The sequence below is a fragment of the Acinetobacter sp. GN11 genome (genome assembly GCF_054823985.1).
The window spans coordinates 1-11,848 of record NZ_JRVL01000344.1; the positions used below are offsets into that span (position 1 = coordinate 1).

Sequence of the window (11,848 nt, forward strand, 5' to 3'; positions counted from 1 at the left end):
ATCAATCTTAGGAATATTTTAGGTTTTGCAATAAGTTAAAGCACTTTTTTACTATTTGGTAAAGCTATCTATATAAAACAATAGAACTTACTCTCAGGCTTTAATACAAAAAATATATTAAAGTTAAAGGCAAAAGAGAAATGCTCTCTTTTGCCTTATTTAATTACTGTTCTAAGCTATAAGCGACTACATAATCACCATGATCAGGAGACTGACGAGCTCCGCCTGCCGTAACAACCACATATTGTTTACCTGTTTTCGGTGAAACATAGCTTATTGGAGTTCCTTGGCTACCTACTGGCATACGTGATTTCCACAGTTCTTTACCTGTAGATGAATCAAAAGCACGTAAGTAGTAATCTTGCGTTGCAGCAAAGAAGACCAATCCGCCTTGTGTTGCCATTGGTCCACCAATAGTTGGCATACCAATTGGTGCTTTTAAGCCCATTTTGATACCCATAGGTCCTGTGTCTTCAACCGTACCCAGTGGGACTTGCCATGCGACTTGACGAGTTTTCATGTCAATTGCAGTCATAGTACCAAATGGTGGTTTCTGACAAGGAATACTTAGAGCCGACATAAAGCGGTTTTTATTCACTTTATATGGTGTACCTTTCATTGGTACAGCACCCATACCTGTATTTACTTTTTCTCCACCACTCGCCTGAATCTTAATATCTTCAGGGGTCTGTTCCATTAACTGAACCCATAAGCCAAGGCGCATATCATTCACGAACATATAACGATGAGTTGGGTCAAAAGCAATGCTACCCCAGTTCATGCCACCCAAAGAACCTGGGAAGCTTAATGAAACGTCAGTACCCGGTGCAGTAAATAGACCTTCATAACGCATTGACTTAAAGTTAATACGGCACATGAGCTGATCAAACGGCGTTGCACCCCACATATCTGATTCAGTTAAAGTTTGATTACCAATTTGAGGCATTTCAACTGAACGTGGTTGAGTTGCGCTATATTGCTCACCTGGAATATTGGCAGGCTTAACTGGCTGTTCAATCACTTTAGTCAGTGGTTTACCGGTTACACGGTCAAGCACAAAGAATTGACCTGATTTGGTTCCAATCACAACAGCAGGTTTAGTCGTACCATCTTTCAATGGGAAATCAACTAGGCTTGGTTGCATTGGTAAATCGAAGTCCCATAAATCGTTATGAACAGTTTGATATACCCACTTTTCTTTACCTGTTGTCGCATCAAGTGCCAAAACAGAAGTATTGTATTTATGATCTAAAGGATTACGGTTACCACCCCAAATGTCGACAGATGAACTACCCATAGGTAAGAACACTGTATTCATTTGTGGGTCATATGACATTGCAGCCCATGAGTTTGCCGAACTACGTTTATAAGTTTCACCTGGTTTAAGAACATAGTTAGGATCTGGATTACGTGCGTCAAATGCCCAGCGAAGTTTACCGGTAATCACGTCATAGCCGCGGATAACACCACCCGGCATATCTGCAGCAACGTTATCGGCAATACGGCTACCCACTACAATGGTTGTACCCGCAATAGTCGGTGCAGAAGTCACTTCAAAACGTGGAGCTTTAGTTCCAGCTCCTAGACCGTCTAACAGATCAACTGTTCCATTTACACCAAAATCAGCACAGCGCTGACCGTTATCCGCATTGACTGCAATTAAACGACCATCAGGTGTATTTGTATATAAACGACGCGGACATGTCGTATTTGCTGCAACTGTGGTTACTGCATTTGCACCAGCCAAAGTTGGTTGTACAAGTGGTTTGGTCGAATCAAAGTATGCGACCCCACGGCAACGTTCCCAAGCATCGGCTTTAGAGTTCACTTCAGCTTTCCAGAGTTGTTTACCCGAGTCAGCATCTATCGCAAAAATGTTGTTATGTGGTGTACATAAAAAAACTTTATTTCCAACTTGTAGCGGGGTCATTTGGTCTTCAGCACCATTACCACTACCTGTTGTAAAATCGCCTGTTCTAAAACGCCAAGCTTCTTTTAGTTTATGAACGTTATCTCGGTTAATTTGATCGAGAGCAACAAAGCGACTACCACCTGCATCATTTCCATAATTTTCCCAATTCACCTGTTTTTTAGCAGGGTCAACTGGTACTAAAGGTAGCTTTTCACCTGAACTTGCTACTGTTGGATGCGGTTGGAACATTTGATAGAACGCAATCAACATACCGATTACAACTAATCCACCCACTGCATAGGATGAAGATGCCAAACCGCTTTGGAATTGGTAACGTCGAATTGCAGGTAAGGTAAATAACAATGCAGCAAAAAGACCAGCAGGAAACATTAACCGCGAGAATAACGGCCAGAATTCCCAACCTGCATCAATCAGCGACCAAATTACGGTACCAACGAAAACAGCCGCAAATATCCAGACACCAAGTGCCTTTTTACGAAAAATACTAAATGCAGAAATGGTAATAAACAGCCCTGCGACTAGGAAATACCAAGATCCACCTAATGACACTAGCTTTCCACCGCCTACGATGTAAAAAACACCAGTAGCCAATAAAACTAGGCCTAATAGAAAACACCATATTTTGAATAAGATATGAAACTTAGAATCTGACTCAGACATAGATCCTACTCCACATATACTGAACACAATAGTTCAAGCATTTGGGCCAGTTAAACTATGTCTAACCAGCCATCAACATTGTTAAAAATTGACTTTAACGCTTAAGCCCGCCACCCAAGCATCATCGACCGCTTTTACACCAGCAGGTTGATGGATATATTGAATGTTTGGACGTAACATAACGGCCGGAGACCATTGATAGGTATAGTTCAATTCGACATTTAGCTCGTCGTCTTGAATTGGAATATAGTCAGATGCAATCGCATCATAGCTATAATATCCACGGCTTTCGTTTGTTGCGATTTGCTTATCTTTAGCACGATCATTGACCACATAATTGGCAATACCAAAACCAATCGAATCATTTGGACGGCTATCAAATGGCCCTTTATACCAAAGAGCAAGTTGTTGGGTACTTTGAACAAAGGTCGTTGCCTTATCATTTACAACGCCATTCAAACTTACATATAAACCGCGTTTCGGATCTTGGCCGTTATTCGTCAGTTGTTGTTGTGCATTAATCCAGAAACTTTGTTTTCCGTCATGAACTTTGCCGGCAGTTTTAATGTCATTCGCTTCTGCGGTTGAGTACAGCGCACCTACTTTATATTCACCCGGTAAACCATTAAAAGCAGCAAGTTTTGGTTTCCATGCGAGCTCAACTGGTATGGTTGCACCCTTCACGTTGTTCATATCCAGATTAAAACCATCACTATTTGATTCGGTTTTAATGTTGTCTGGATTTACCTCATAAACACCGACACCCAAAGTCCACTCAGGCGCAAATTGATATTTAACGTTTGCAGCCCAAACACCCACTGGTGAGTTGTACCAAATTGAACCAATTGATTTTCCTAGCTGCCCACCGCAAAGCAATAAGTTCTGAAACTCACATTGAGAACTATTAAAGTCTTCTGACATGCCCATACGGCCAACTTTGGCCTGTATAGTATTATCAACAAAGCCTTTCTTTACCCATGCTTGAGACAGACGCCAGATTTTACCGCGGCCATAAATCTCTTGAGCATTACCTAATTGGCTAGAACGCGGGTCTTTAATACGCTCCAAAGTAAGCGCATTTCCATCACGTTTAGTCACGACTAAACTAGCTGTTGTATCTTTCCACCCACCAATCTTTTCTAAATCGAAGTTTGCACCTAAAGAAAGCTGCGCCGCATTTTCAAAAGTATTGCTGTCGTTGTAACCACCATCTAAATTTGTGGCACTTTGGCTCATAATAGAAGCTGTAAATTTATAGCCTTGTTGCTCTAGCTGTTGGCGTTCACCATTCCAGTCACCTAGCAACCATTGACGATCTGGTGACCAAGGCTCATTAGCAAGCACAAGTTGACTGCCTAATACTGCGATTGTTAACACACTCAGTTTCATTATATTTGGCATTTCAAGTCCCTTTTATCATTTCTATATTTCTTTGCTGCGCCTCAGTTTGAGGCGCTTCCCTTATTGTTATTATTTAGTTTGTACGGCCGAACTAAGTTCAGACGTCGCGCCAAAACGATCCGTTACATTCGCTGTAATTGAAGCAACTTTGCCAGTTGGCTTCCAATTTGCTTTTGCATTGCCTTCGGCATCTGTAGCAACGGTAACCGCTCCTAAATATTGCTCAGCTTCTTTTGATGCCGCATTTTGATTTCCAAAGAACTCAACTTGATAGCGTTGGTTTGGTAAACCATTAATTTCTACAGTAACTGAGCCTTTAGTAGCGGTTAACTTAGGCGCTTTAATGCCCTGATTCGGCTGAGCATTACAGTTTTGTTGATTTGGTTGAGTACATGTTTTTTGTTGCTTAGATGGATCCACAACTACGCCACCACCACGAGAACCAACAAAACCTTCGTGCTCAAGTGCAGGTACACCAAATACAATTGCACCTAAACGCTGATTTGGTACACATGAACCACCCGCTTCACAGCGTTTAATATCTTTACCATTGTCCCAAATCAGGTTTTTAGTCAATGTAATTTTTGCATTTGCATCTTTTTCGGAGCGTATAGCAACACCAATACGGTTACCATGCACTCTATTGCTATCAAGAATGTTGCCATCACCTGTCATGTTGAAACCAATCGAGTTATTGGTCATTTCGTTGTAAGCAATATAGTTACGCTTACCCCAGTTAATCTGTAAGCCATCCGAATAGTTTTCGAATTTATTACCGACTACGGCATTGTCATTACCCCACAAAATTTCAATACCTTGTGATGGCTCTGGGTTTGCTTTAGTTGAAACAAAATGGTTATTTGCAATCAGGTTAAAAGCAGCACCGCGGGTTAGTTCTAAACCATCGCCATTGTCTTGGAAGATGTTGTCTAAAACTTTATTGTTATTGGTCGTGGTTGCCGTTGGGTTACCTTGCCCATCATCACCAGTAAGCATGACACCAGCACCACCGTAGTTATTGCTAATACGGTTATGCTGAATGAGATTGTTGCTTGAACGGTTGATCAATACACCAATACAGAAACGATGAATGTCTAGACCTTTTAAAGTGACATTGTTGACGTCACGTAGTACTAAGCCCGGTAAAGTCATGGTACGGACATTTGTTCCATACTGTTCAGGGTTTGCACCTGGGCAAGCTTTTGCCCCTTCGCCTTTAATGTAATTTGATCCATCAATTGCGATGTATTCACCCGTTTTATCCCACTGGGTACCAATAATTTTGACAGGTGCTTTAATTTCAGGAAGTGCGCTATTTAATTTAATCCCATAAGGCGCTTTGCCAACGGCCTGAATCAAGATATCACTTGCTTCACTTGGATTAGCATTGGCTTGTTCAATTGCCCAGCGTAAAGAACCTTTCTTGCTATCATCCTGATAACGGTCAACAACATAAGTTTGTGCCGTAGCTACTCCTGAAACCATCAAACCTAATGCAAGAGTAGTTAAACGTAATGTATTCATTTCATCATATCCTTATGATTTATGGGTTTGTTGGTTGAACGGTTTTTAAAATCTGTTTGAGCTTAGTCACATCAATTTGTCCTGGTGCAGAAGCCTGACCAATCATGCCAAAGCTATAACTTCCACCCATATTGGCTGTTGCAACTCGAGAAATCGTGCCAAGTTGTCCCATCGACATCGTTAACAATGGTTTAGTGGTTTGCTGACTTACTTTTAAAGTTGCGTTCATTAAAGTGAAAACGTCTTGTTTAGATTTTGGCATTACGGCAATTTTTAGAATATCTGCCCCCATTTGATCCTGTTTTAACAGGCGTTTTTCAATTTCGTCTTGGCTTGGTGTTTTTTGGAAGTCATGATTAGACATCACAATCAATACTTTCTTTTGATGTGCTTTTTGAACAATCTCTGAAACGACTTTTTGATCACGGAACATTTCAACATCTAACCAGTCCATGAACGGATTTTTTAAATAGGCCTGATAAGTCTTGCCATAATCCACATCGCTAATTTCAAGCTGACCACCTTCGTTTTTGGTACGAATTGTGGCAATCATTGGTTTATTGCCTAATATCTTTTTCAATACATGACCCAAAGCAATCACTTGTTTTGTATCACTCGCAAAACTGAGTAAATCGATACGAAACTCTGCCAAATCAGCATCTGCTGTATTTGCAATGACTTGTGCTTGCGCTAAAGCTTGTTCTTTAGTTTTTGCTGTAATTGGAACAATTGTTTTAACCGCTGTAGTCGCAGGTTGTATTTGAGTAGCTAAAGCAACAGGTTCAGCATTTACCTGTGCTGTAAAAAATGGGAGTGCAAGCAAACTTAAGCTTAATAATGTTTTCATTTTCATCTCTTTCATACCATCCTTTAAAAAGGCTACACGCATCCATGGACAATCATGTGTAGCCTTAAGTGTTTCTTAAATATCAAAAAATACTGTTTCGTCATCGCCTTGAATACGAATATCAAAGCGGTAAACAATTTCACCATTTTCTGCAAAACGTTTTGCAATAAGCGTTTGGCGACGCGGTGCCCACTCAATGCTATTTAAAATTGGGTCATTGCCATTTGCCTCAGCTTCATCTTCAAAATAAACACGTGTATGAAGACCTAAGTTAATACCGCGAGCGAAAATCACTAAGGCAATATGCGGTGCTTGAGTTGAACCTTTGCGACCGGCTGTAGCACCTGGCTTAATTGTATTAAAGCTCCAGATACCTGTTTCAAAGTCAGCGCCAGTACGACCCCAACCCTGAAATGCAGGATCAGCTTTTTGCTCACGCGTATCTGCCTGACTTGGGTAAATACCATTCGCATCGGCTTGCCAGATTTCAATCAGCACGTCACGCAGCGGTAAACCTAATCCGTCAAATACCTGACCTTCAAGACGAATACGCTGACCTTGGGTTTGGTCTTGTACTAACTGGTTATTAAAGTTGTTTTCAAACACTTCAATATTTGCTTGTTGTGGCAACAAACCAATGTGAACGTAAGGACCACCTGTTTGAGATGGAGTTTCTTTTAATTCCTGAAAATTCCAGTTATTCATGCTCGTGCTCCCGATTAAGTCAAATCATTTTCGAAGTAAGTCGCTCGACGTCCACGTAAAGTGATGTCAAAACGGTAACAACGGCTATCTGCTTCGATAAAGTTGTTTTTATCTTCTAATGCAATCAATGCACGACGTTGATCTTCAGAAGGAATCGTTTTTAAAATCGGGCAAGTGTCAATGAGTGTATCGCCTTCAAAATAAAACTGCGAAATTAGGCGCTGAGCCCAACCATCAGCAATTAAAGAGAAGTGAATATGAGCTGGACGCCATTCATTAATACGGTTACGCCACGGGTAAGGACCTGGCTTAATGGTACGGAAAATATAAAAACCATTTTCGTCAGTTAATGTACGACCACACCCACCGAAGTTAGGGTCCATTGCACCAATAAACTTATCGTTTGGATGACGGTAACGACCTGAAGCATTGGCTTGCCATACTTCTAAAAGCGCATTTTTTACAGGACGACCAAATTGATCACGAACATAGCCATGAACAATGACACGCTCACCAATTGGCAAACCATCTTTGGCATAGTTCAAAATCAAATCGTTATCTTTTGGGCCAAACAGATTTGAAGAAAAATGCGGTGCAGTGACTTCAGTTAAAGTTTCATTAATAGAAATCAATGCATTTTTTGGCGAACGTAAAACACTTGTCTTATAACCTTCCGCATATGCAGGTGGATGGTCTTCAGTATTACGTTGGGCGTAAGCACCCCAGCTATGTTGTGACATCTTTATCTCCTTAATCCTGTTCTTTTGCTGCAACTGAGTTGACTTCTATTCCCAACTCTTTAAAGACTTCTTCGGCCATATGCATTGCAGCATTTGCAGCAGGTAAACCTGCATAGAGTGAGCTATGTAAGATCAACTCTTTTAAATCTTCTTTGGTTACGCCATTGTTGAAGCAAGCACGTAAATGCATGCGTAGTTCATCTTCACGGCCCAGCGCCAATAAAATTGCGATCGTCACTAAACTACGTGTATGACGCGGTAGGCCCGGACGAGACCACACCTCACCCCATGCGTAACGGCTAATAAAGTTTTGAAAATCTTGGTTAAAGTCATTTAAGTTTTGCAAAGATCGACCAACATGCTTTTCGCCCAAAACTTCAGTCCGCACTTCAATGCCTTGTTTATAGCGTTGTTCATCATTCATTGTGATAGACCTCTATTAAGTTGCATCGGTATGCGCAACAAGTGATTTAACAAATACAGCAACAGCCGCAGCAGTCGCTGGAATTAGTAATAAACTGAGAATGGCAGTAAACGACCAATCATTACCAAGTAGTACGGCACCAATCCAAGCACCAAATACCGCGCCGAAACGTCCAATACCCGTCATCCAAGAGACACCCGTTGCACGGCACTGCGTTGGATAGAAACGAGCACTTAATGCTGGCATTGAAGATTGCGCACCATTAATCGCGATACCCGCGCAAAGAACCAATACAGCAAGTAATGTTGAATTTCCTAAGCTTTGACCAACAGCAATCGCAAATAGACCTGCGGCAAAGTAGAAAATGGCAATGACTCGGTTCGGGTTGAATTTATCCATCGCCCAACCAATAAACAATGCGCTCACCACACCACCAAACTGGAATAAACCACCAATAAATGCAGCACGCTCCATTGAAGCACCTGTTTCACGCATCAGTGTTGGTAACCAGCTTGTAAGCAAGTAAACAACCACTAAGCCCATGAAATAGGTCAACCAAAGCAAAAGTGTTCCTTTTGCATAGGGTTTAGAAAACATAATTCCAAAGACATTTTTCTTTTGAGCTGTTTCAGTTTTCTCTTCGGGCACATAAAAAGTGCTTACGTCTTGAACTTGAGTTGGTGCAATATGATTTAAAATCTTGCGTACTTTTTCAGGGTCTTTACCTTTAACAATTAAAAAGCGATATGACTCAGGTAAAAACACAATCACTAAAATCATTAAGATTAAAGGTGACCAACCACCAAGCAAAAATAGACTGTGCCAACCATAGGTTGGAATGAGCCAGCTACTAATAAAGCCACCTGTTGCCATACCTAAGTTGTAGCCACAGAACATACATGTCACCAGTAGTGAACGAATGCGTGTTGGACAATATTCAGAGAATAATGTTGTGGCATTTGGCATTGCTGCCCCCAGACCAATACCTGTCAAAAAGCGTAAAACGACAAGGCTATCTAGGTTAGTTGCATAAGCAGATGCCAAGGTAAAACCACCAAAAATCAGCATTGATACGGCTAAAACAATTTTGCGACCAATACGGTCAGCTGTAGGGCCAGAAACCAAAGCTCCAATAATCATTCCACCAAGTGCAGCACTCATCACTGGGCCTAACTGAGAGCGATCAACGCCCCAGTCTTGAGCCAAAGCAGGAGCAATAAAACCCATTGCAGCAGTATCGATACCATCAGTAAAAATAATTAAGAAACAGATGATTGCGATCATCCATTGATACTTACTGAGTGGAGCATCATTAATGAGTGCCTGAGCATCGATACTTTTATTTGGTGCAGCGTAATCCTGAGACGCCATATTTGCCTCCTTAAGGCCAATTCCTTTTAAACGACTAAGCTATTAGATTTGCTGAATAAACCTAGTTAATTCCTGAGTAAATCTTTGCGGTTGCTCAATATTAGAAAGATGAGATGCTTCCAATTTAGCAATTTGACTGTTCTTAATAGCATTCTGCATAAACTCAGCATCTGCTACTGTTGTCACTGGATCTGCCGTTCCTGCAATGAGCAATACCGGAACTTGGATTTGCGTAATTTCATCTCTTAAATCAGCATGTGCTAAAGCACGACACGCATTGGCATAACCTTGTGCTGGTGTGTTTGCCAGACTTTGAATCGTCATTTGTGCAACCACATTATGTTGATAGTCGAATTTTTCGCTAAACCAACGTGTGTGCGTGGTTTTAACCAATTCAGCCAGTCCATTTTGTTCTACTGATTCTGCGCGACTCAACCACGCCTCAGCCTGTCCAATTTTTGCCGCCGAATTTGCGACAGTAATGCTTAGAAAGCGCTCTGGGTAATGGATACCTAACCAAAGCCCTGTAATTCCGCCCATTGAAATTCCACAAAAATGAGCTTTTTCAATATCTAAGGAGTCTAAAATATCAGCAACATCTTCACCTAAATTTTGTAAAGATGATTCGGCGATCACATCACTTTCGCCATGACCACGTGTGTCGTATGTAATGACATTGAAATGACTTTTAAGCTCATCTACTTGCGGCTGCCACATTCCATGATCTGTTCCTAACGAGTTAGATAACACAAGTGCTGGAGCATCTTTTAATCCATTGGTATATACAGCGAGCTGTTTCCCTTGTCGATTAGTTATAAGCTGTTTCACTTTATATCTCCTCCTTGTGCTTCTTGCAGAACAGCATCAATTTGAGCTTGAATGTTGCCCAAATAGTTTTCTGCCTTAAATATTTCCAAAATTTCTGTTTGACTAAAATGTTCTTTTACTTCATCTAACTGACTAACAACCTCAGATAAATGCTGCTTTTGAGCCACGGCTGTTTTACAAGCTGCTTCAACAACATGATGAGCATTTAAACGTCCAATTTTTGGAGCAAGTGCCATCATGACAGCTTCTGCCATAATCAACCCGTTGGTACAGTCAAGGTTCTGCTGCATATGCTCAGCATTAACTTCGAAACCTTGTAAAACTTCACCAGTACGAGTTAATGCTCCAGCACAAAGCTGAAAAATTTCAGGGATTGCTAACCATTCAGCATGCCACGCGCCTAAGCTACGCTCATGTTCCTGCACCATGCTTTGATAGATACTAGACATAAGTGCTGGTACACGATTTGCTGCTGCAAGTACTGAAGCTGCTGCAACTGGATTACGCTTATGTGGCATGGTTGATGAACCACCACGACCCTTTGCAGTTGGTTCAAACAATTCTGCAATTTCAGTTTGCATCATGAGTGACCAATCACGAGCCATCTTGCCTGTATTCCCAACAATCATGCCGAGCACACTTGCGATTTCTACAATACGGTCACGCTCACCATGCCATGTGCTTGTCGGTACAGTCAGATTCAACTGCTTAGCAAATGCATTTACCACAAGTGAACCTTGATCTTGCAAAGAAGCTAATGAACCCACAGCACCACCTAATTGGGCAGTGAATACACGTGGTTTCATTGCTTGTATACGGTCCAAATCACGTTTAAATGCAGAAGCCCAACGTGCAAGCTTATGTCCTAAAGTAATTGGCAAAGCTTGCTGTAACCATGTACGCCCAATCATGACCTGATGGCGATATTGCTTAGCTTGTTGTAATGCAGTGGTGTAGCACTGTTGAAGTTGTGCTTCCACAATGTTTAACGCATCGCGGCATTGCAAAATACAAGCTGTGTCTAAAATATCCTGACTTGTTGCGCCCCAATGCACATAACGTGAAGCATCTTCATCTACATCTTTAACAATTGCTGTAAGCTGCTTTACAAATGGAATTGCGATATTTCCAGCTAAGCCTGTTGCTACAGCCAACGCTGGAAAATCAAACTTTTCTAGTGCCTGCTCAGCTACTTGGGCAATTGTATTAGCCGCATTTTGAGGAATCACGCCAACTTGTGCCTGTGCTTGAGCTAGCGCAACTTCAACCTGAATCATATATGTGATTAAAGCTGAATCACTAAAGATGTCAGTGACGTCTTTTTGATAAAACAAGCTGGCATATAACTGGCTCATGATTAGACTCTCTCAATAATCAATGCGATGCCTTGGCCTACACCAATACACATTGAACAC

The 11,848-nt window shown here is 41.4% G+C and carries 10 protein-coding genes; all 10 read right to left on the minus strand.

Annotated features, from left to right (window positions below):
* Window positions 1–163: 163 nt before the first annotated feature.
* The 10 genes from NL42_RS19080 to pcaB all read right to left on the minus strand — a co-directional run bounded on the left by NL42_RS19080 (window position 164) and on the right by pcaB (window position 11,788).
* Window positions 164–2,593, minus strand: coding sequence for a glucose/quinate/shikimate family membrane-bound PQQ-dependent dehydrogenase (locus tag NL42_RS19080; protein ID WP_461313946.1), 2,430 nt, complete (start codon window positions 2,591–2,593; stop codon window positions 164–166).
* Window positions 2,594–2,674: 81 nt separating this feature from the next.
* Window positions 2,675–3,994: a carbohydrate porin gene (locus tag NL42_RS19085; RefSeq protein WP_461313947.1), complete on the minus strand. Its 1,320-nt coding sequence runs from the start codon at window positions 3,992–3,994 to the stop codon at window positions 2,675–2,677.
* 69 nt (window positions 3,995–4,063) lie between these two features.
* The gene (locus tag NL42_RS19090) at window positions 4,064–5,518 is read right to left on the minus strand and encodes a right-handed parallel beta-helix repeat-containing protein (RefSeq protein ID WP_461313948.1); all 1,455 of its coding nucleotides are present in this window, start codon (window positions 5,516–5,518) and stop codon (window positions 4,064–4,066) included.
* Between the two features lie 19 nt (window positions 5,519–5,537).
* Entirely contained in the window at window positions 5,538–6,365 is an 828-nt protein-coding gene (gene aroD / locus NL42_RS19095; protein WP_461313949.1) for a type I 3-dehydroquinate dehydratase, read from the minus strand.
* A 75-nt stretch (window positions 6,366–6,440) separates the two neighbouring features.
* Window positions 6,441–7,070 carry a protocatechuate 3,4-dioxygenase subunit alpha gene (gene pcaG / locus NL42_RS19100; protein WP_461313950.1) on the minus strand — a complete coding sequence of 210 codons (630 nt, stop codon included), beginning with the start codon at window positions 7,068–7,070 and terminating at the stop codon, window positions 6,441–6,443.
* A gap of 14 nt (window positions 7,071–7,084) precedes the next feature.
* The gene (pcaH, locus tag NL42_RS19105) at window positions 7,085–7,810 is read right to left on the minus strand and encodes a protocatechuate 3,4-dioxygenase subunit beta (protein ID WP_004792028.1); all 726 of its coding nucleotides are present in this window, start codon (window positions 7,808–7,810) and stop codon (window positions 7,085–7,087) included.
* A 10-nt stretch (window positions 7,811–7,820) separates the two neighbouring features.
* Entirely contained in the window at window positions 7,821–8,234 is a 414-nt protein-coding gene (pcaC, locus tag NL42_RS19110; protein ID WP_005306044.1) for a 4-carboxymuconolactone decarboxylase, read from the minus strand.
* Window positions 8,235–8,249: 15 nt separating this feature from the next.
* Window positions 8,250–9,605: an aromatic acid/H+ symport family MFS transporter gene (locus tag NL42_RS19115; RefSeq protein ID WP_461313951.1), complete on the minus strand. Its 1,356-nt coding sequence runs from the start codon at window positions 9,603–9,605 to the stop codon at window positions 8,250–8,252.
* A gap of 42 nt (window positions 9,606–9,647) precedes the next feature.
* The gene (pcaD, locus tag NL42_RS19120; RefSeq protein WP_461313952.1) at window positions 9,648–10,433 is read right to left on the minus strand and encodes a 3-oxoadipate enol-lactonase; all 786 of its coding nucleotides are present in this window, start codon (window positions 10,431–10,433) and stop codon (window positions 9,648–9,650) included.
* Window positions 10,430–11,788 (minus strand): 3-carboxy-cis,cis-muconate cycloisomerase, encoded by a 1,359-nt coding sequence (pcaB, locus tag NL42_RS19125; RefSeq protein ID WP_461313953.1) that lies wholly within the window; start codon window positions 11,786–11,788, stop codon window positions 10,430–10,432. The genes pcaD and pcaB overlap by 4 nt, the downstream gene beginning before the upstream one ends.
* Window positions 11,789–11,848: the final 60 nt, after the last annotated feature.